This window comes from Nocardia sp. NPDC060255 (assembly GCF_042727395.1).
Classification (GTDB): Bacteria; Actinomycetota; Actinomycetes; order Mycobacteriales; family Mycobacteriaceae; genus Nocardia.
Genome location: NZ_JBHXAU010000001.1, coordinates 1,137,574 through 1,158,372 on the forward strand (window position 1 = coordinate 1,137,574; position 20,799 = coordinate 1,158,372).

21 protein-coding genes are annotated in these 20,799 nt (G+C 68.3%); 16 read left to right on the forward strand and 5 right to left on the reverse strand.

Translation table 11 applies throughout. From position 1 onward, the window contains the following. Positions 1–128 precede the first annotated feature (128 nt). Positions 129–1,679 (forward strand): amidase, encoded by a 1,551-nt coding sequence (locus ACFWF1_RS05220; RefSeq protein ID WP_379281955.1) that lies wholly within the window; start codon positions 129–131, stop codon positions 1,677–1,679. Here ACFWF1_RS05220 and ACFWF1_RS05225 read toward each other — a convergent pair whose 3' ends face one another. The 3 genes from ACFWF1_RS05225 to ACFWF1_RS05235 form a co-directional block, all read right to left on the reverse strand. Then, positions 1,680–2,573 (reverse strand): LysR substrate-binding domain-containing protein, encoded by an 894-nt coding sequence (locus ACFWF1_RS05225; protein WP_357379769.1) that lies wholly within the window; start codon positions 2,571–2,573, stop codon positions 1,680–1,682. Positions 2,574–3,010: 437 nt separating this feature from the next. Further along, entirely contained in the window at positions 3,011–3,844 is an 834-nt protein-coding gene (locus ACFWF1_RS05230) for an SDR family oxidoreductase (RefSeq protein WP_379281956.1), read from the reverse strand. Continuing rightward, positions 3,841–5,484: an aldehyde dehydrogenase family protein gene (locus tag ACFWF1_RS05235; protein WP_379281957.1), complete on the reverse strand. Its 1,644-nt coding sequence runs from the start codon at positions 5,482–5,484 to the stop codon at positions 3,841–3,843. Before ACFWF1_RS05235 ends, ACFWF1_RS05230 begins: the two co-directional genes overlap by 4 nt. A gap of 159 nt (positions 5,485–5,643) precedes the next feature. On the opposite strand from ACFWF1_RS05235, the gene ACFWF1_RS05240 reads away from it, so the two are divergent. Next, entirely contained in the window at positions 5,644–6,933 is a 1,290-nt protein-coding gene (locus tag ACFWF1_RS05240; RefSeq protein WP_379281958.1) for a PucR family transcriptional regulator, read from the forward strand. 12 nt (positions 6,934–6,945) lie between these two features. Here ACFWF1_RS05240 and ACFWF1_RS05245 read toward each other — a convergent pair whose 3' ends face one another. Next, positions 6,946–7,209: a DUF2277 family protein gene (locus ACFWF1_RS05245; RefSeq protein WP_379281959.1), complete on the reverse strand. Its 264-nt coding sequence runs from the start codon at positions 7,207–7,209 to the stop codon at positions 6,946–6,948. A gap of 199 nt (positions 7,210–7,408) precedes the next feature. Between ACFWF1_RS05245 and ACFWF1_RS05250 the strand changes: the two genes are divergently transcribed. After that, a complete protein-coding gene (locus ACFWF1_RS05250) occupies positions 7,409–8,245 on the forward strand; it encodes a DUF1266 domain-containing protein (protein ID WP_379281960.1) in 837 nt (278 codons plus the stop codon). A gap of 3 nt (positions 8,246–8,248) precedes the next feature. Here ACFWF1_RS05250 and ACFWF1_RS05255 read toward each other — a convergent pair whose 3' ends face one another. Then, complete coding sequence (locus ACFWF1_RS05255) at positions 8,249–9,196, reverse strand: hypothetical protein (RefSeq protein ID WP_379281961.1); 948 nt, start codon at positions 9,194–9,196, stop codon at positions 8,249–8,251. Positions 9,197–9,556: 360 nt separating this feature from the next. Between ACFWF1_RS05255 and ftsH the strand changes: the two genes are divergently transcribed. From ftsH to ACFWF1_RS05320, 13 genes are all read left to right on the forward strand, one after another. Next, the gene (gene ftsH, locus ACFWF1_RS05260; RefSeq protein WP_379281962.1) at positions 9,557–11,965 is read left to right on the forward strand and encodes an ATP-dependent zinc metalloprotease FtsH; all 2,409 of its coding nucleotides are present in this window, start codon (positions 9,557–9,559) and stop codon (positions 11,963–11,965) included. 146 nt (positions 11,966–12,111) lie between these two features. Continuing rightward, the gene (gene folE / locus ACFWF1_RS05265) at positions 12,112–12,795 is read left to right on the forward strand and encodes a GTP cyclohydrolase I FolE (RefSeq protein ID WP_379281963.1); all 684 of its coding nucleotides are present in this window, start codon (positions 12,112–12,114) and stop codon (positions 12,793–12,795) included. Positions 12,796–12,806: 11 nt separating this feature from the next. Then, positions 12,807–13,703: a dihydropteroate synthase gene (folP, locus tag ACFWF1_RS05270; protein ID WP_379281964.1), complete on the forward strand. Its 897-nt coding sequence runs from the start codon at positions 12,807–12,809 to the stop codon at positions 13,701–13,703. After that, entirely contained in the window at positions 13,700–14,134 is a 435-nt protein-coding gene (folB, locus tag ACFWF1_RS05275; RefSeq protein WP_379281965.1) for a dihydroneopterin aldolase, read from the forward strand. The genes folP and folB overlap by 4 nt, the downstream gene beginning before the upstream one ends. Then, on the forward strand, positions 14,131–14,685 hold the full coding sequence (gene folK / locus ACFWF1_RS05280; RefSeq protein ID WP_379281966.1) for a 2-amino-4-hydroxy-6-hydroxymethyldihydropteridine diphosphokinase: 555 nt from the start codon (positions 14,131–14,133) through the stop codon (positions 14,683–14,685). Before folB ends, folK begins: the two co-directional genes overlap by 4 nt. After that, positions 14,682–15,152: a DUF3180 domain-containing protein gene (locus tag ACFWF1_RS05285; RefSeq protein ID WP_379282321.1), complete on the forward strand. Its 471-nt coding sequence runs from the start codon at positions 14,682–14,684 to the stop codon at positions 15,150–15,152. The genes folK and ACFWF1_RS05285 overlap by 4 nt, the downstream gene beginning before the upstream one ends. 70 nt (positions 15,153–15,222) lie before the next feature. After that, the gene (locus tag ACFWF1_RS05290) at positions 15,223–16,200 is read left to right on the forward strand and encodes a DUF6779 domain-containing protein (protein ID WP_379281967.1); all 978 of its coding nucleotides are present in this window, start codon (positions 15,223–15,225) and stop codon (positions 16,198–16,200) included. A 165-nt stretch (positions 16,201–16,365) separates the two neighbouring features. Then, on the forward strand, positions 16,366–17,325 hold the full coding sequence (locus ACFWF1_RS05295; protein WP_379281968.1) for a Rossmann-like and DUF2520 domain-containing protein: 960 nt from the start codon (positions 16,366–16,368) through the stop codon (positions 17,323–17,325). Beyond that, complete coding sequence (gene panC / locus ACFWF1_RS05300; protein ID WP_379281969.1) at positions 17,325–18,254, forward strand: pantoate--beta-alanine ligase; 930 nt, start codon at positions 17,325–17,327, stop codon at positions 18,252–18,254. The genes ACFWF1_RS05295 and panC overlap by 1 nt, the downstream gene beginning before the upstream one ends. Before the next feature lie 28 nt (positions 18,255–18,282). Beyond that, a complete protein-coding gene (panD, locus tag ACFWF1_RS05305; RefSeq protein ID WP_379281970.1) occupies positions 18,283–18,702 on the forward strand; it encodes an aspartate 1-decarboxylase in 420 nt (139 codons plus the stop codon). Position 18,703: 1 nt separating this feature from the next. Beyond that, positions 18,704–19,501: a type III pantothenate kinase gene (locus ACFWF1_RS05310; protein WP_379281971.1), complete on the forward strand. Its 798-nt coding sequence runs from the start codon at positions 18,704–18,706 to the stop codon at positions 19,499–19,501. A gap of 183 nt (positions 19,502–19,684) precedes the next feature. Beyond that, positions 19,685–20,305 (forward strand): cysteine dioxygenase, encoded by a 621-nt coding sequence (locus ACFWF1_RS05315; protein ID WP_379281972.1) that lies wholly within the window; start codon positions 19,685–19,687, stop codon positions 20,303–20,305. A gap of 8 nt (positions 20,306–20,313) precedes the next feature. Further along, a complete protein-coding gene (locus tag ACFWF1_RS05320; RefSeq protein WP_357380342.1) occupies positions 20,314–20,736 on the forward strand; it encodes a rhodanese-like domain-containing protein in 423 nt (140 codons plus the stop codon). Positions 20,737–20,799 lie beyond the last annotated feature (63 nt).

Consider the following 20,799-nt stretch of genomic DNA (forward strand, 5'->3'; position numbering starts at 1 on the left):
GTGGATGTGCCGGAGAAATTCCGCCACACCCGACGCCATCGTCCCCCGAGCAGTATTCGGAATGATAACTTGCGGCTTGAGAGCGATCACCCGAATTCGACAACGATGCGACGGGGGACGACCAGCACATGCAGATCAAGGCCACAGCGGTGGCGGACGCTTCGGCGAAAACCGAAACTTCCGGCACGGAGACAGCCGCGCAGACGCCGACCAAGCACTCGGTCGTCGCGCAAGTTACCCAGAAACAGTCGACTGTCGCACAGTCACCGCCCACCCGATCGGGCGTCGAGGCGAGTGCGCCCGCTCAAGATAGTCCGCTGGGCGCGAACGACCAAATCCTGTCCGACAAGGGTCCGGCCGCGGCCATCGCGGCGCGCGTGCGGGACGGTTCGCTGACCGCGACGGAGGTGGTCGAGACGACCATGGCCCGGATCGTCGCCGAACACCGGAACACCAATGCCTTCAGCGTCATTCGCACCGAGAAGGCCAGATCCGAGGCGGCCGCGCTGGAGCAGCGCGCCGATCTGGACGTGCTGCCGCTGGCCGGGGTGCCGATCGCGATCAAACACAACATCCCGGTGACCGGCGAGACGATGCGGTCCGGCTCGGCGGCCACCGACGCCCGTCCGGTCGCCGACGATCATCCGGTGGTGCGCAGGTTGCGCGCCGCGGGCGCGGTGGTCGTCGGACTCACCACGGTGCCGGAACTCGGCCTGTGGGGCACCACCGATACCCCGGAGCGGATCACCAGCAATCCATGGAATGTCGCGCGCAGTTCGGGCGGCTCGTCCGGCGGCTCGGCCGCGGCGGTCGCCGCCGGACTGGTGCCGATCGCGCACGGCAACGACGGACTCGGTTCGATCCGCATCCCCGCGGCCTGCTGCGGGGTGTACGGCATCAAGCCGGGCCGCTACGCGGTGCCCGCCGAGATCGGCGTCGACGCGTGGTCGGGCATGGTCGAAAACGGCGTGCTGGCAACGACAGTCGGCGATGCCGCGCTCGCGCTCTCGGTGCTGGCCGCCCGACCGGACCTAGCCGAGGTGGAGCCGCCCGGCCGACTACGCATCGGTCTAGCCGTGGCTCCGCCGTATCGCTGCTTCCCGGTCGACCGGCACTGGACCAACGCCGCCCGCACCGCGGCCTCGGTCGCCGCCGCGGCAGGCCACCTGGTCGAGCCGGCCACGTTGCCCTATGGCGACGCGATGCTGTCGATCTTCCTGCGCTGGTTGGCCGTTGGCTCCCGGGACGCAGCCGCGCTACCGAATCCTGAACGCCTGCAACCGCGTACCCGCCGCCACCTCGCGCTAGGGCGCCTGGTGCAGCGACTACGCCTGGTTCGACCGGCCCAGATCGACCGGGTCGAGGCGCGGCTGCTCGAATACTTCGAACGCTACGACGTGGTGATCACGCCCACGCTCGCCTGCCCGCCGCCCAAGGCGCGGGCCTGGCACAGTCGCGGCTGGTTGGCCAATGTGCTTGCCACCGCGCGCTTTTCGCCCTTCACCCCGCTGTGGAACCTGGTCGGCTGGCCGGCCGCGTCCATCCCGATGGGCATGCATCCCGATGTCGGGACGCCGGTGGCCGCTCAGCTCGCCGGTCCGCCGGGGAGCGAATCCACCCTGCTGCGGTTGTCCGCGCAACTGGAATCGCTGCACCCGTGGCGGCGCACCATCAACTGATCAGGCGCTGATGGCGGGTTGCGGTTGCTGCACCGAGAACCCGCCGTCCACTGCGCGGCCGGCGAATTCGAGGATGGTCGGCCGGGTGTCGTCGGCCCGCCACGCGACGGCCAGCTCGCACGGTGCGAGGCCGGCCACCGGTCGCGCGGTGAGGCCGGGCCAGCGGTACATCGGCACGTTGTTCTCGGCGAGCAGGCAGACGCCGAGGCCGAGGCTCACGGCCTCCAGCTTGTCCTCGGGGGTCGCCGCCTCGGCGCCGATCTTCGGCTGACGTCCGTTGCGTGCGTCGTTGCCGAGCCAGAAGTCGCGCACCGCACCGGCTTCGGTGGGCAGCGCGATGAACGGCTCGTCGAGCAGGTCGGTGAACTCGATGATTTCCCGGTCGGCCAGCGGGTGGTTCTCCGGGAGCAGCACCCAGCGCGGCTCGGTGCGCAGCACCTGCCAGCGGTAGCGGTTCGGGTCGGGCAGCGGCAGCCACACCAGCGACAGGTCCGCCTGCCGACCGGACAGGCCGCTGGACGGGTCGGTCCACGAGGCCGCGTGCAGCGCGAGCCGGTGGCCGCTCGCGCTTTCCAGGTCGTTCAGCAGGCCGCGGCCGAGCGCGGACTGGATGCCGACGCGCAGCACCTCGCCCGCCTCCTGCAGCGAGACGTTGGTGACCTCCCACAGCTCCAGGATCTTGCGGGCGCCCTCGAGCAGTTCCTTGCCTGCCACGGTCAGGGCCACGCTGCGCTGGTTGCGGTCGAACAGGACCACGTCGAGCTGGCGTTCCAGCTGCCGGATCTGACGCGACAGGGTGGGTTGAGCGATGTGCAGCCGCTGAGCGGCGTTGGTGAAGTGCAGTTCCTCAGCGACGGCGACGAAATACCGCAGGTCGCGCAAATGCGGGTCCATAGCCCCTTGCTATCAGAATCAGTCCTGAATTTCCAGCCTTATCAGGCCAGAAAGTTCGGATACGGGTACCAAAACGTTCTACAGGTTTGTTAGGGACAGCATATTGCTTGTGATGGTGGGACGCACCATCGACTCCGCGAATCTTCGGCATGCGAGCGCTGAACCAGCCGCTCGGCGATAGTTGGGCGCGTGACCAGCAATGATGGTTGCCCGCCGCGCGTCGCGCGAGCTGGAACTGGCGGTCTGTGCGATTGCCGTTCGTCAGCTGGACACCCTCTTCTGGTCGATGTGTGGTCATTTGCCCCCTCGATAGTGATTTTCGTCACAATTTGGTTTGTATTGCCGATTGGACCGCATCTCGAGCCCCTTCCGAACACACGAAAAGGCGCTGCGGCCGGGACGAATCCACGGCCGCAGCGCCCGCTGCTTCACCCGATCTAGACGCTGCGCGCCCGGTCCTCATACGCCCTGCGCTTGTCGGCGTCGACGTCGTCGAGGAACGCGTGACCCGAGCCGAGCACCCGGCCGAGGCCGTCGCCGATCGCCTCCGGCAGCAGCCCGACCAACTGCGAGACGATGCCCGCCACCGCGGTCACCCGCACCTTCGACTTCGGCGCGACGATCAGCCCGACGATCGCGTCGGCGATCTCCTCCGGCTCGGCCGGGCGCAACAGCTTCGGCGCGGTGACACCGGCACCGAGCTCGGTGTTGGTCAGCGTCGGCAGCACCGAGGAGAAGCGAACGCCGGAATCCCGGTACTCCTCGCGCAGCGTGTCGGTGAACCCGAGCACCGCGTGCTTGCTCGCGTTGTAGGTAGCCAGGCCGGGGATGTGCGTCTCGCCCGCGAGCGAGGCGATGTTGATGACATGACCGCGCTTGCGCGGCAGCATCCTCGCCAAACCCAGCTTGGAACCGAGAATTACACCGTAGACATTGATGTCCAGGATGCGCCGGGTGATCTGGTCCGGCTCGTCGACCAGCTTGCCGGTCGGCATGATGCCCGCGTTGTTGATCAGCACGTCGATCGGGCCGACGGTGCGCTCGACCTCGTCGAGGAAGCTCTCGAACGAGGCGGGATCGGTGACGTCGAGGCGGCCGTACAGCTCGAAGCCGCGCGCGGTGCCGGACTCCTTCACGGTGGCCTCGTCGATATCGCCGATCGCGATCTTGGCGCCGAGCGCCTGCAGCGCGGTGGCGGTAGCCAGCCCGATGCCGCGAGCGCCGCCGGTGATGACGACGACCTTGCCGCGAATCTTCGACGTATCCGTCACTTGTTGTCTCCCTTGAGTTTCAGAACGGCAGGCAGGTCGATCCGACGCAGTCCGCGCGCACCGGCCGCGCGCATGGCGCCGAGGGCGAAGAGCAGCTTCGGCATCGAGTACGGGTACCAGAACAGCTCCTTGTCCTGGGTCGGCAGCATCGGCGCGGTGATCGCCTGCTGGCGGCAGTACTTGCGGACACCGTTGGCGCCGCCCCAGCGCGCGCCGACGCCGGACTGGCCCCAGCCGCCCATCGGCAGCGCGAAATTGAACAGGTTGCTGAAGACGTCGTTGATGTTCACCGCGCCCGCGTTGAGCTGCCTGGCGATCCGCTCGCCGCGGTCCTTGTCGCCGGTCCACACCGACGCGGACAGCCCGTAGATCGAATCATTGGCCAGCCGAACGGCTTCCGCCTCGTCGGCCACCTTCATGACCGGCAGCGTCGGGCCGAAGGTCTCCTCGGTGATACAGGACATGGTGTGGTCGACATCGACCAGCACGGTCGGCTCGAACGCGGTGCCGAACCCGGCCCGCTTGCCGCCGGTGAGTACCCGTGCCCCGGCCGCGACGGCCTCGTCGACGTGGCGCTGCACGATGTTCGCCTGGTTCTCGTTGGCCAGCGCGCCCACGTCGTGCTTGGACTCGCGGCCGTCGATGCCCTGTCGCAGTGCCTTGACGTTCGCGGTCAGCTTGGCCACGAACTCGTCGTACACCGGCGCCTCGACGTACACCCGCTCCACCGAGATACACACCTGGCCGGAGTTGAACATGCCGCCGAACGCGATGCCGTGCGCGGCCCGATCCAGGTCGGCGTCGGCCAGCACGATGGCCGGATCCTTGCCGCCGAGTTCCAGGCTGTACGGGACCATCCGCTCGGCACAGGCCACCGCGATCTTGCGGCCGGTCGCGGTCGATCCGGTGAACTGGATGTAGTCGGCATTGCAGACGACGGCGCCGCCGGTCGCGCCCGCGCCGGTGACCACGGCGAACACCGGCGGTGCGCCGATTTCGGCCCAGCCCCTTGCCATTTCGAGCGCGGACAGCGGCGTCACCTCGGACGGCTTCAGGATGACGGCGGCGCCGGCGGCCAACGCCGGGAAAACGTCGAGCGCCGGCATGGCGAGCGGGAAGTTCCACGGGGTGATCACGCCGACGACCGGGTACGGCTTGTACACGGTGGTCAGCTTCTTCACCCTGGCCAGCGGGCTGTGCGGCGACGGGTGGTCGTCGGCGAGGAACTTGGCGGCGCGGCGCGCGTAGTAGCCGACCAGGTCGGTCGCGAAGGCGGGATCGATCAGCGAATCGACCCGCGGCTTACCGGTTTCGGACTGCACCACGTCGGCGAGGGAGTCGGTGTGGTCGATCAGCCAGTCCTGGAATTTCAGCAGCCATTCCTTGCGGCCGTTGGGGCCGATGGCCTCCCACTCCGGCTGGTACAGCCGCAGCTCGCGCACCTTGGCCGCGACCTCGTCCGCGCTCACCACGGGCACCGTCCCGACGAGCTCGCCGGTGCCGGGATTGCGCACCTCGATGACGGCGGGAGCGTCGGTCACCGGCTCCGCCTTGACTGCCGGTGCCACCGCCTTCTTCGCGGTCGTCTTCCGTGCCGGTGCTTTCTTCGCCGCGGCGGGCGCTGGGTCGGTATTGGTCACGCTGTTCTCCCACTGACGTTGTGCTGTGAACCGCATCGGCCGACTACTGTGAATCAGGCCACTGAACTATGATGGTGGCACAATGTTGGGGGAGTTTCTTGGCTCGGTTTGTCAACGGACGCGAGCTAATTTGTGCTCTGAGAACAAATCGGAGGAGATGTGACCGCATCGTCACCCCAGCGGATCGGGCCCAATAGCGAAGTGGTCCGCGACTGGCTGGCGGAGTACGTCTACGAGACGATGCGCAGCGAGTCCATCGAACAGATCGTGCAGCGGCTCGACAGCGCCATCATCGCGAGCCTGCCCGAACTCGCCGATCGTGACGTGCGCCGCGATCTCGCCGCCAGCACCCGCGCGCACGCTCGGGTCATGCTGAGCGGAATCACCAGCGACACTTTCGAATACGTGCTGCCCGAGGAGGCGCACACCTTCGCACGCACCATCGCGCGGCGCGGCTTCGAACTGCGCATGCTGCTGCGGACCTACCACGTCGGCATGGAAGCGGTGCTCGACTACATGACCGACACCCTCGAGCAGCGCCCGGCGCCGCAGGACATCGAGCGGGCGGTGATGCTGCGGATGTTCGAGCGGGCGACGAAGTGGGTCAGCCTGTCGGTCGAATTGCTCACCGACACCTACATGGCGGAGCGCGAGCGGGTCCTGCGGGCCGCGCTCAATCGACGCACCGAGACCATTCGCGCGCTGCTGGCCGGTGACGAGCTCGATCTGGAGCAGGCCTCGGCCCGGCTCGGCTACCGGCTCGGCCAGCGGCACCTCGCCTTCGTGCTGTGGACCGACGAGCGCGAATCCGGCAGTGCAGACAGCGAAGTCGTCGGTGTGCTCGAACGGGTCGCGACCCGCGTCGCGGCCGAGATCGGCAGCGGCCGGGTGCTCACCGTCGCGTCCGGGTCCAGCGGCATGTGGGCATGGGCCGGACTCGATGACCTGGCCGACGCGGCCCGGGAGCCTGGCGCGGTGGAGTCCGTCGCCGCCGGGCTGGTCGAATCGCCGGTCCGAGTGGCCTTCGGCGTGCCCGCCGGGCAGGTCGCCGGGTTCCGGCAGAGTCATCGCGAGGCGGTGGCCGCCCGGCAGGTGGCCGAGCGCGGCCCGGCCGGTACGGCACGGGTCATCGGTTATCGCGAGGTGGAGATCGCCTATCTGGCCGGTGCCGACGACGCGGCGATGCGCGGCCTGATCGGCCGGGAATTGCGCACACTGTCCGGATCGGATCCGAACGCGGCACGGCTGCGCGAGACGCTGCACGCCTACCTGAAAAGCCATCGCAGCCCGGAGGCCACGGCGAAACTGCTTGGGGTACACAAGAACACGGTCCGCTACCGGATCCAGCGGATCGAGGAACTGCTCGGTCATCCGATCGAACAGCGCAGCCTGCCGCTGGAGGTCGCGCTGGCCTGCGTCGCCGCGTACGGGGTAGCCGCGCTGCCGTGAAGCGGCGCGCGATCAGTCGATGGTCGTCTCGCCCGTGGCGACGCGACGCGACGGCGGTTCCGTCGGCGCCGCGACCGGGCGATCGGGTAGGTCCGCGAGCAGCTGGGTGGTGGCCGCGGCGATGGCCGTGACCGCCTTGTCGACGGCGACCTTGGTCGTGGAGCTAAGGCCGGACACACCACCGACCGTGCGCACGTACTGCAGTGCGGCAGCATAGATTTCCTGCTCGGTAGGGGCAGGCTCCAGGCCGCGAAGGAGGGTGATGTTACTACTCATGCGAGCACAGTAGCTCTCGAGCACGGTATGCGGCAGGGCAAGAAAACTACCGGTCCGAAAATCGCGCCGCGCCGTCGCCGCGCGGGACCGGCCCCGGCGAACGAAGGCCGGCGAGCAAACTCCGGCGCGCCAGCAGGGACACGCAGAATTCGTCCCGTTACACAGGCTCTTCCAAGATCCATAGTGAACAATCGGGACCATGCCTGCCCGCGGTGTACCCACGTTGACAACCTTCCCGTACGAGGAGCTGGATCAGCGCGAAGAGGACCACTGGTCCGGCGCCGCGGTGGCCGACGACGAATTACGGGCGCTAGCGCTCGGCGCCTTCTACTCCGCGCGCTGGGACGCCTTCCACGACGCGCTGCTGCTCGGCCCGGAGCGCGAGCATCCGCTCGGCGACCGCCGCGAGCTCGCCATCGACACGCTCACCGGCGCCTGGGGCATCACCGACGCGACCGAGGCGCAGGCCTCGATGGAGCAGTTGCTGGACGGCATGCACGCGCCGCTCTACGCGCTGGTCCACCCGCTGGTGATGGCCTCGATCAACGCCAGCGAACGGGACCGGTTCGGCGAGCGCGCCGATCGGCACCGGGCCTTCCTGCGCCAGGTCGGCTCGTTCCGCGGCATGGACAACCCGGAGGCGCTGGTCCGCGACTACGACATCTGGTCCCAGGCCATCAAGATCGGCTTCACCGACCACCTGGCCCGCCCGCTGCCCAGCGACATCCACGCGTGGGACCTGGCCCGCGTGGTCGCGGTCGCGCGGATGGCCTTCACCGCCGGATATCTCGACGCCGATCTGGCCTGGGACTATCTGGCCAGGGCGCTGCCGATCGCGCAGGCCAAGTACCGCAACTGGCGCCAGTTCGGCGACGCCTACCTGACCGGCTGGACCTACTGGCAGGCGTGCGAAGACCTGGCCGAACTGAAGAACGGCGGCGTCGATCGCCGGATGGAACTGCTGCGGCTGTGGATGCGGCCGACCAGCCCGTGGCGGCGGATCAGCCTGACCGTGCCGCCGGTGGTGCAGCCCTAGCGGTCAGCCGCCGTCGGGGAGTGAGCGCAGGATGCCGCGGCCGTAGCGCTGGAACTGCGCGTCGTCGACCATGCCGAGCGAGTGCCGCTCGACCAGCAGCTCCCACTCCGAATACAGTTGGGCCACACCGGGATCGGCCGGGCCCGCGCCACCGTCGGCGGAATCGCGGCGCACCGCGAAGTTCACCGCGAGCGTGACGCGTTCGGTGTCGGCTCGATCGCTGCCGGTGAAATGCAGGGTGATGTTGCCGTCGTGCACATCCATCCCCGCCTCGCCGCGGGGCGCGCCGATCTCGCCCGCCGCCACCGGCGTGCCGTCGGTATTGCGAGCCCACAGCACCGCGGGGATGGGGAGTTCGTGTGCGTAGCGGGTGCCGGTGCCGATCGAGATGAACAGCAGCCGCCCGGTCGTCGCGGCGAGCAGACCCGGCCCGCTGCCGGCCGGCGCGTGCGCGACAGCGATCGCGGTCTCCAGCACGTATTCGTCCGGCGTGACATATCGATGCAGCGCGGCGATGGCCGTCTTCGCCTCGCGGTGCGGCGCCATCCGGCGCACGGCACGGTCCACGTCGGCGCGGGTCGGGCCGGACTTGCCCCAGGTGGGGGCGGGCGGGTTCAGGTCGGGGGCGGCCACGTCGATGCGCTGGGTGGCCAGGATCTGGCTGTTGATCCGGTCGACGATCTCGGTTGCGGCAGGCACGTCGTGCTCGGCGATGAGCACGGGCAGCGGTGTTCGGTCGGCGGGCACGCCGGTAAGCACGGGAGTGGGGTATCTCAGATAAATCTCGATGACAACGGCGTCGTCGGCACGGCGATTCAAGCGGACCTTCAACAGATCCGAGACCGGTACGTCGAGCACCCGCTCGCCATCGGAGCCAGGGCGCAGCACGATCAATCGCCCGCGGCCGTGACGCACTATCGCTGTGGGTGTCCGTAGCTCAACTATGTCCATACCCCCTGCGCTCTGTTGGGTTTACGGTGCTCGCGGGCTAAGTAACGTGGTTCGCAAGCTACCGCTTCCGTGCCCGTCGTTCGCACCGCGGTGTTGTGTCGTCGCTCACGATAGGCCGAACATGCCATGATTGTGACCACTTGGAGTAACCCGGACCGGGGTCTTCGGGAACCACCGAGGTCCCTTGACCGTTTACCCCTTTAACTGCACCTGCAGCCGAACTGCGCGATGTATCGACTAGACCGTACGCGGTAACGTGGCATGTCCGCATCCGAACCCTCCCGGAGCCGGACGCGCCCGACGCATCGCTAGCAAGAACCGGAGACACCGGAAAGGACTGGCCGGACCGGCCGACGCTCTATGAACCGCAAGACTGTGTTTCGCACCCTGGCCATAGTCTCGGGCATTTTGCTCGTGATCTATGCGTTCAGCTATTTCGGCAACGACACGCGCGGCTGGAAGAGCGTCGATACGTCCGTCGCATTGAGCCAGCTGAACGACAAGAGCAACGTCAAGAATGTTCAGATCGATGATCGTGAACAGCAACTGCGCATCGAGCTGAAGAACGGCAACGACGCGACCGGTGGCCAGAGCAAGATCATCGCCAAATACCCCGGTGGCAGCGCGACCTCCGGACAGGTCTTCGACGCCGTGAAGAATTCCGGCGCGACCTATAACACCGTGGTCAAGCAGGACAGCTGGCTCACCCAGATCCTGCTGTTCGTGCTGCCGATGATCATCCTGCTGGGGCTGTTCGTCTTCGTGATGGCCCGCATGCAGGGCGGTGGTCGCGGCGGCATGATGGGCTTCGGCAAGTCCAAGGCCAAACAGTTGTCCAAGGACATGCCCAAGACCACGTTCGGTGATGTGGCCGGCGCCGACGAGGCGGTCGAAGAGCTCTACGAGATCAAGGACTTCCTGCAGAACCCGGTGCGCTACCAGGCGCTCGGCGCCAAGATCCCGAAGGGCGTGCTGCTGTACGGCCCGCCGGGAACCGGTAAGACGCTGCTCGCGCGCGCCGTGGCCGGCGAGGCGGGGGTGCCGTTCTTCACCATCTCCGGCTCGGACTTCGTCGAGATGTTCGTCGGTGTCGGCGCGTCCCGGGTGCGTGACCTGTTCGAACAGGCCAAGCAGAACAGCCCGTGCATCATCTTCGTCGACGAGATCGACGCGGTCGGCCGCCAGCGCGGCGCGGGCCTCGGCGGCGGTCACGACGAACGCGAGCAGACGCTGAACCAGCTGCTCGTCGAGATGGACGGCTTCGGCGATCGGACCGGCGTCATCCTGATCGCGGCGACCAACCGCCCCGACATCCTCGACCCCGCGCTGCTGCGGCCCGGCCGGTTCGACCGGCAGATCCCGGTCGGCAACCCCGACCTGGCGGGCCGGCGTGCCATCCTGCGGGTGCACTCGCAGGGCAAGCCGATCTCGCCCGACGCCGACCTGGACGGTCTGGCCAAGCGGACCGTCGGTATGTCCGGCGCCGACCTGGCCAACGTGATCAACGAGGCCGCGCTGCTCACCGCCCGCGAGAACGGCGCCGTCATCACCGGCGACTCGCTCGAGGAGTCGGTGGACCGTGTGGTCGGCGGCCCGCGCCGCAAGAGCCGGATCATCAGCGAGCACGAGAAGAAGATCACCGCTTACCACGAGGGCGGCCACACTCTGGCCGCCTGGGCGATGCCGGACATCGAGCCCGTCTACAAGGTGACCATCCTGGCCCGCGGCCGCACCGGCGGCCACGCCATGACGGTGCCCGAGGACGACAAGGGCCTGATGACCCGCTCGGAGATGATCGCCCGCCTGGTGATGGCGATGGGCGGCCGCGCGGCCGAGGAACTGGTGTTCCACGAGCCGACCACCGGCGCGTCCTCGGATATCGACCAGGCCACCAAGATCGCTCGCGCGATGGTGACCGAATACGGCATGAGCTCGCGCCTCGGCGCGGTGCGCTACGGCCAGGAGGCGGGCGACCCGTTCCTCGGTCGCTCGATGGGCCAGAGCTCGGATTACTCGCACGAGGTCGCGGGCGCCATCGACGAGGAGGTGCGCAACCTGATCGAGGCCGCGCACACCGAGGCGTGGGCCATCCTCAACGAGTACCGCGACGTGCTCGACGTGCTGGCGACGGCGCTGCTCGAGAAGGAGACGTTGCACCGCAAGGAACTCGAGACGCTGCTCGCCGCGGTGCAGAAGCGGCCGAGGATCACCGCGTTCAACGACTTCGGCGATCGGGTGCCCTCGAACAAGCCGCCGGTGAAGACCCCGGGCGAGCTGGCGCTGGAGCGCGGCGAGCCGTGGCCGCCGCCGGAGCAGATCCCGGCGCCGCTGCCCGCGGGGGTGGCGCGCGAGGGCCAGCCCGCCAACGGCTACCCGGGCGAGGGCGCCTACAACGCCCAGCCGCAATACGGTTACCCGGCGCCGCCCGCGACCGGTTACCCGGTGCCGCAGGGCCCCGCGCAGGGCGGCTACCCGCAGCGCGGTGGCACGCACGGCTCGCGGCCGGACTACGGCGCTCCGGCCGGCTGGTCGGCCCCGGGCTGGCCGCCGCGGGACGAGCAGCAGCAGCCCGATCAGCCCAGCGGCTGGACCGAGCCGCCGCACCAGGGGTACCAGCCTTCGTGGGGTCCGCAGGGTGGTCCGCAGGACGGCGGCCACGATCGCGGTAACTACGGCGAGCACCCCGGCTACGACGAGCCGCGTCGCACCAACCCGAACGGCGAGGGCGACAACGGCGAATGGGATGGACCGAACAACGGTCGGCACTGAAGTACGGCGGCGCTCGCGCGACCTTTCCGGTCGCCGCGAGTCGCCGCCGCCGGGCCTGTTGCTCACGCCGTGAGCAGCGACGATTAGGCTCGACCAGCGGGGTGCCGAGTAATTGCCGGGACCCGAGATTTTGGAGGTGTCCTCGATTGTCGGCCAACAATCACGTCGGCGGCCACACGCTCGCCGATTCGGACGACGTTGACGAATACGAATCCGGCAACGGCGTGACCAGGCCGGAGCCCATCGCTCTGGAAACCGGTCAACCGTTCGACCAGGCCAGGGCCGAAGCCGCGGTGCGCGAGCTGTTGCTGGCGGTCGGTGAAGATCCCGACCGGCCCGGCCTGCTCGATACGCCCGCCCGCGTCGCCCGCGCCTATCGCGAGATGTTCGCCGGGCTCTATGTCGAGCCGGACGCGGTGCTCAACACCACGTTCGACGAGGGGCATCAGGAACTGGTGCTGGTCCGCGACATTCCCATGTACTCCACCTGTGAACATCACCTGGTGTCGTTCCACGGCGTCGCGCACGTCGGCTACATCCCCGGCAAGCACGGCCGGGTGACCGGGCTGTCCAAGCTGGCCCGCGTGGTCGATCTGTACGCCAAGCGCCCGCAGGTGCAGGAGCGGCTGACCAGTCAGATCGCCGACGCGGTGATGCGCAAGCTGGACCCGCGCGGCGCCATCGTGGTGATCGAGGCCGAGCACCTGTGCATGGCGATGCGCGGCATCCGCAAGCCGGGCGCCAGCACCACCACCTCGGCGGTGCGCGGCCTGCTCCAGTCGAGTCCGTCCTCGCGCTCGGAGGCGCTCGATCTCATTCTGCGGAAGTGAACGAGGTTCACATGACCGTAGGTGGGAGCAGCTTCGCGCGTGCCGGTCGCTCCTGTGTGGTGATGGGCGTTGTCAACGTCACCAGTGATTCGTTCTCCGACGGCGGCCGCTACCTCGATCCCGAGCTGGCCATCGCGCACGGCATCGAGTTGTACGAGGCGGGTGCGGACATCGTCGACATCGGCGGCGAGTCGACCAGGCCCGGCGCGGTGCGGATCGATCCCGAAACCGAAGCGCAACGGGTGGTTCCGGTGATCCGCGGCTTGGTCGCGGCGGGCGTGCCGACCAGCGTCGACACCATGCGCGCCGGCGTGGCCGAGGCCGCGCTCGCGGCGGGTGTCTCGGTGGTGAACGACGTGTCCGGCGGACGTGCCGATCCAGACATGGTGAAAGTCGTTGCCGCCGCCGGTGTCCCGTGGATTCTCATGCACTGGCGAGCGGGCGCGGACTATCGGCACACCGGCCCGGCCGACCACTACGACGACGTGGTCGCCGAGGTGCTCGCCGAGCTGACCACCCAGGTCGACCTGGCGGTGGCCGCCGGTGTCGACCCGTCCTGCCTGATCCTCGATCCCGGCCTCGGCTTCGCCAAGAACGCCGAGCACAACTGGGATCTGCTCGGCGCGCTGCCCGAACTGATCGACAACGGACTGCCCATCCTCATCGGCGCCTCGCGCAAACGCTTCCTCGGCGCCCTGCTCGCCGACGACTCCGGCCCGCGTCCGCCGGACGGCCGCGAGACCGCCACCGCGACCGTCTCGGCGCTGGTCGCCATGCACGGCGCCTGGGGTGTGCGGGTGCACGACGTGCGCGCCTCGCTGGACGCCATCACCGTCACCGACGCCTGGCAGGCCGCCGCCCGGCACCGCACCGCCCAGTCGAGCCCGTCGCAAGGAGCCCATCGATGAACCCGACCCCGGCCACCGCCGATCAGGCTGCGGCGCAGGAGAATTCGGTGGTCCGACGCGGCGCCGACCGGATCGAGCTGCGCGGGCTACGCGCCTTCGGCCATCACGGCGTGTTCGATCACGAACGCCGGGACGGCCAGGAGTTCATCGTCGATCTGACTGTGTGGCTGGACTTTTCCGTCGCCGCGGCCTCCGACGATCTGGTCGCCACCGCGCATTACGGCGAGCTCGCCGGCAACGCCGTGCGCATCATCGAGGGCACACCACGCAATCTCATCGAGACCGTGGCTTCCGAGATCGCCGACGACGTGATGACCGATCCGCGCATCACCTCGGTCGAGGTGGTCGTGCACAAGCCGTCCGCGCCGATCCCGCATACCTTCGCCGATGTCCGCGTGGTCACCTCGCGGCATCGCGGGGAGCCGCTATGACCCGCGCCGTCCTGTCCATCGGTTCCAATATGGGGGACCGGCTCGCGCATCTGCGCAGCGTGGTGGACGGCTTCGGCGACCGGGTCGTCGCCGTGTCGCCGGTGTACTCGACCCCGCCGTGGGGCGGTGTCGAACAGGACGACTACCTCAATGCCGTTGTGGTGGTCGATGATCCGGAGTTCGACTGTACCGACTGGCTGCGTGGCGGCCAGCGGCTCGAACAGGCCGCCGACCGGGTTCGCGAAGTGCGCTGGGGCGCACGGACACTCGACGTCGACGTGGTCTGGTGCGGGAAGCCGGAAAACGGCGAGCTGGTGGCCGTCACCAGCGCGGACCCGGAACTGACCCTGCCGCATCCGCAGGCACATCGCCGCGCGTTCGTGCTGATCCCGTGGCTGGACGTGGCACCGGACGCGACGCTCGAGGTCGACGGCCGGGCGCAGGCGATCACCGACCTGCTCGACGAACTGCCCGCGGCCGAGCGCATCGGCGTCCAGCGGACCGAGCTGTCGCTGTCGCCTGCCGCCGAAGGCTCGGCGTCGTGCAGCTGAAACCCACGCGAATCCTGGACCTGGTGGCGAACGTGGTGATCGCCGCGATCCTCGCGTGGGTCGCGACGCGGCTGGCGTACAACAGCTTTCCGCCGATCTCCACCTATGCGGGTGCCTCGTTGTACCCGGTCGCGGCGATCGAGGCGGTGCTCGGGTTCGTGATCCGGGCCAGGGTCAGCGACAACCAGCTCGGCGACGGCAGGCATCAGCTGCATCCGATCACCGCGGCCAGGGCGGTCGCGCTGGCCAAGGCGTCGCTGCAGGTCGGTTCGATCGCGGCGGGTGTGTGGCTCGGGTTCCTGTGCTGGGTCTTCCCGCAGCGGGGCACCCTCGGCGCGGCCGCGGCGGACAGCCCGGGTGCCATTGTCGGGATGCTGGCGGGGGTGGCTTTGGTTGCTGCGGCCCTGTGGCTCGAGTATTGCTGCCGGGCTCCCGAGGACCCGACGGACGATCCGGCAACCACGTAGCAAATATTGCGCTCGGAATTGCCGGACGGAGTTGTGGGCGCGACGAGTCGATCAAGCTACCCTGGCTTGCATGGTTTCACCCTCCCGTACCAGCACTTCCCGTCGACGGCGGGACGACGCGGGAAAATTGTTCATCGGCGTATTGATTCTGCTCGGACTGGTTGCCAGCGTTTTCCTCGTCTTCAGCAACAGCTTGCAGTTCGTCCGGATCGGCTTGGTCGCGGCCCTGTGGGCGGCGGTCATCGGCGCGTTAGCTGCGACGAGGTATCGCAAGGAAGCGACGATCGATAAGGCCAAGGTTCGCGATCTGCAGACGGTTTACGAGTTGCAGCTCGAGCGTGAGGTCACTGCCCGGCGCGAATTCGAGCTCGGCATCGAGGCGCGGGTGCGCGAGGAAGTCGGCGCCGACGCCACCGAATTGGCCGCGCTGCGCGCCGAGCTCACCGTGCTCCGGACCAGCCTGCAGCGGCTTTTCGACGGCGATCTGCCGATGGATCGGCCCGCGCTGCGCGCCGACGCGACCCGGATTCAAGAGCTGACCAGCGCGGTCGGCGATCCGGCGAACAATAGCTCCGCGAATGCCGGACCCTGGTCCGTACCGTCGAACCAGCAACCGCGCAGCAGTGTCACCCCGGTGTTCGTGCCCGACCATCCGGAGCCGCCGCTCTTCGCCAGCCCGTTCGACGATCCGGTCACCGCCGAAACCTCCGCGGTATCGCTCGACGACGACGTGCCCGAGGCCGAGGTCACCGATGTCGACCGCAACGACGATGCGGAGCAGTCCGCGTCCGGTTGGGCCGATGCCTTCACCGAGGGCCCGGTCATCCAGCCGACGCCCGCGCCGCGGCCCGCGCCCAAACCCACGTACCAGTCGACTCGCCCGTCGGCCTGGCCGACCACCGAGGCCCCGCCGATCGGCACCGCGAGCTCGCGCAGGCGCCGTCGCGCCGAAGCCGACGCGGATTCCGATATGCCCGAGCGCCGCCTCTCGGTCGCCGAGATCATGGCCAACTTGCAATCGGAGGAGAAGAGCCGCGACCGTCGCTGATCATTGCCGCGCCTGGTAGCGGGTGCATCAGGCACTGCGTTGTAAATCACTGCCCAGGTCCGTGGCACTGGCAAACATCGGGCCGATATTCTCGATGGCGTACGTCTGGTACCCGCACGGCGGGACTGGAACGAAATCGAGAGGACACTGTTGACCTCGAGAAGCGTGAATTCTGATGACGCGGCTTCGGGCTACCCCGTTTCGAGCGACCCGCAATCGGCCGGTGACCTCGCGCCCGCACGCCTGACGGTCGGCATCGTCTCGGCGGGACGGGTCGGCTCCGCACTCGGCGCGGCCCTGGAACGCGCCGGACACGTGGTGTTCGGCGTCGCCGCCATCTCCGACGCCTCGGTGCGCCGCGCGCGAACCCGGCTGCCCGACTCCGAGATCCTGCCGATCGAGGACGTGGCCGCGCGCAGCGAACTGCTGCTGCTCGCCGTGCCCGATACCGAGCTCGCCGGATTGGCGCGCGGGCTGGCCGGTGCGAAGGTGGTCCGGCCCGGCACGATCGTGGCGCACACCTCCGGCGCCAACGGTGTCGGCGTGCTCGCCCCGCTGGCCGACATCGGCGCCATGCCGCTGGCCATTCATCCCGCGATGACCTTCACCGGCCATGACGAGGACATCACGCGCCTCGGCAACGCGTGTTTCGGCATCACCGCCGCCGACGAGATCGGCTATGCCATCGCGCAGGCGCTGGTGATCGAGATGGGCGGCGAGCCGGTCCGGGTGCAGGAACACAACCGCGCGCTCTATCACGCGGCCCTCGCGCACGGCAGCAATCATCTGGTCACGCTGATCGTGGATGCCCTTGCCGCCCTTCGTATCTCGCTGGAGGGACCAGGTTTGCTCGGCCAGCAGATCGTCGACGATCAGCCGAACGGGCTGGCCGAGCGACTGCTCGCGCCGCTCGCCTCCGCCGCGCTGGACAACGCTTTACGGCGCGGGCAATCCGCGCTGACCGGTCCGGTGGCCCGCGGCGACGCGGACGCGGTCGCCGCGCACCTGACCGCACTGGAATCCGTCGACCCGCGCCTGGCCGAGGGCTATCGCGCGCTGTCGCTGCGGACCGCCGAACGGGCGGGCACCAATCCCGCCGTCATCGAGCTGCTGAAAGGGCGCTGATGTTCGATACGAAATTGCGTGGCGCTTATAAGCCCGGTGAATTGACCGTGCACCACGATCCCGCCGTGCTCACCCAGGTGTCCAACGCGCTGCGCAGCGTCGGCCGCACCGTCGCGCTGGTGCCGACCATGGGCGCGCTGCACGAGGGTCACCTGGAAATCGTGCGCGCGGCCAAGCGGAACAATCAGGTCGTCATCGTCTCGATCTTCGTGAATCCGTTGCAATTCGGCGCGAACGAGGACCTCGACAAATATCCGCGCACCCTGGATTCCGACGTGGCTCTGCTGCGCGAAGAAGGCGTCGGGCTGGTGTTCGCGCCGAGCGTCGCCGATATGTACCCGGACGGCCCGCGCACCACCGTGCAACCGGGCCCGCTCGGCGCCGAGCTCGAAGGGGCAAGCAGGCCAACGCATTTCGCGGGCATGCTGACCGTGGTCGCCAAACTGCTGCAGATCGCGCGGCCGACCGAGGTGTATTTCGGGGAGAAGGACTATCAGCAGCTCACGCTGATCCGGCAGCTGGTCCGCGACCTGAATTTCGATGTGCGGATCAAGCCGATCGCCACCGTGCGCGAGCACGACGGCCTGGCCATGTCGTCGCGCAACCGCTTTCTCGATGCGGCACAGCGCGAATCGGCGCTCGGCCTGTCGGCGGCGCTGGCCGCGGGGCGGCACGCGGGCGGGCTCGGCCCGGAGGCGGTGGTCACCGCGGCCCGACAGGTGCTCGCCGCGGTGCCCGGCGTCGATATCGACTACCTCGAACTGCGCTCCACCGCCCTCGGCCCCGCCCCGTCGACCGGCAATGCCCGGCTGCTGGTGGCGGCCAGGGTCGGTCCGACCCGGCTGATCGACAATGCCCCCGTCACCCTCGGCGCGCCCATCGACGGCCACCCCGACGCCTCCGCCCAGCGGACCTCCCAGCCTGTCTAGGCCACGAACAAATCGAAAGGGCGACGCAATGCTGCGCACCATGATGAAGTCGAAGATCCACCGCGCCACGGTCACTCATGCCGACCTGCACTACGTCGGCTCGGTGACGGTGGACCAGGACCTGCTCGACGCCGCCGATCTGCTGGAGGGCGAGCAGGTCTGCATCGTCGACATCGACAACGGCGCCCGGCTGGAGACCTATGTCATCGCGGGCGAACGCGGATCCGGTGTGATCGGCATCAACGGCGCCGCCGCGCATCTGGTGCACCCCGGCGATTTGGTCATTCTTATTGCCTATGCCCAGCTGAACGAGCAGGAAATCGCGGAATACGACCCGAAGGTCGTTTTCGTGGACGAGCGCAATCGTCCGGTGGAACTCGGCTCGGATCCGGCGCACGCGCCGGCGGGCTCCGGACTCACCTCGCCGCGCTCGCTGTCGCTCGCCTGACATGCTGCTGACAATCGACGTCCGCAATACCAGTATCGTGCTCGGACTGTTCTCGGGCAGCGGCGCGCATTCGAAACTGGTGCGGCACTGGCGGATCCACACCAATCCACTGCTCACCGCCGACGAATTCGCCATGCAGGTGCGCGGCCTGGTCGGCCCGCAGCTCGACCAGGTGATCGGAGTTTCCGCGCTGGCGACGGTGCCGCCGGTGCTGCGGGAATTGCGCACCATGCTGAGCCAGTATTGGGGTCACGTGCCGCACGTACTGGTCGAGCCCGGCGTCCGGACCGGTATTCCGCTGCTGGTGGATAACCCGAAAGAGGTCGGCGCGGACCGGATCGTGAACTGCCTCGCGGCCTATCAGCACTATTCGTCGCCGGCCATCGTTATCGATTTCGGCACCGCGATCTGTGTCGACATGGTCTCGGCGAAAGGTGAGTTCCTCGGCGGAATCATCGCGCCCGGCGTGGAGATTTCGATGGAGGCCCTGGTCGAGCGCAGCGCGCTGCGCCGGGTCGAGCTGGCAAGGCCGCGTTCGGTGCTCGGGAAGAACAGCATGGAATGCATGCAGTCCGGCGCGGTTTTCGGTTTCGCCGGGATGGTGGACGGGCTGATCGACCGGATTCGCGACGAGTTCGAGGCTTTCGGCGGCAATGATGTCGCGGTGGTCGCGACCGGCCCGACCGCTGCGCTGATCGTCCCGGAATCGGAGACCATCGACGACCACGACCCGTACCTCACCCTGACCGGCCTGCGCCTTGTATACGAGCGAAACCAGCGCCGCAAGGGCACTGTCTGATTCTCGCGGTGTCGGATTCGTCGCACCTGGCGATGCTTGCCGGCACCACGCCCGATGCTGATACACTCACCGACGTGTATTTCCGCGTGCGCACCCAGGAGTGTTGTCGAGGCTGACCAAGCCTCGACCGTTCGAGGCTGACCTTTAGCCCTCGACCGTTCGCTACCTCCTGGAGATTCGCTCATGCGTTCTTCCGTTCTTTCCCTTACCTCAGCCCGGGACGCCCATTCGGCTACCCCGCCCCTCGAACGTGCCGTGGCCTCCGCTCTGCCGACGCGTCTGCGTCCCGCCGATTTGCTGCGGTTGACCGATGAGGGCGCCGAGGACGTACTGGCCGGACGTTACGACCACCTACTACCGGCGAATGGCATTTGGCCGTCCGACGAACGGTGGGCGGCCCGCCTGCTCACCGATGACGAGGTCGATGTCTGGCTGATCAGCTGGACGCCGGGCAAATCCACCGAACTGCACGACCACGCCGGCTCGCTCGGTGCCTTGACCGTGCTCAGCGGTGCGCTTTCGGAATTCCGCTGGAACGGATCCGAACTGCGACGCCGCATACTCGCCGCGGGCGATCAAGCCTCGTTTCCGATCGGCTGGGTGCACGATGTAATGCGTGCCCCGGCGCAGTCCGTGGCAGACGGCACCAGCGAGTCGATCGATCCGGCACTGCTCGAACCCACGCTCAGCGTGCACGCCTATTCTCCGCCGCTCACCGCCATGTCCTATTACGAGGTCACCGGCCACGGCACCCTGCGGCGCACCCGAACCGTTCTCACCGACCAGCCCGAAGGTGACATGTAATGAATCGTCTGACCATCGATCAGATGCTCGACAACGCGCGGGCCCAGCTCAATCGGATCTACGCCTTCGAATTGCCGCAGGCGCTCGCCAGGGGCGCGATTCTGGTGGACATCAGGCCGCAGGCGCAGCGCGTGCGTGAGGGCGCGTTGCCCGGTGCCCTGGTGATCGAGCGGAATGTGCTGGAATGGCGGCTCGATCCGACCAGTTCGGCCCGCTTGGCACTGGCCACCGATCACGATGTGGAATGGATCGTCGCCTGCTCCGAGGGCTATACCTCCAGCCTCGCTGCGTACGCGCTGCAACAACTCGGACTGCATCGGGCGACCGATCTGGTCGGCGGCTTCCACGCATTGAAGGCGGCAGGCCTTCTGCACATCGGAATCCGGGCGCCGCACTTCGCTCGCGAGGTGGACTCGCTCGCCTCGCTGTAATTACTCGCGCATCGCTTCCATCTCGAAACATCAGGGCGCACAAGCGGTTTCGTGCGTCCATCG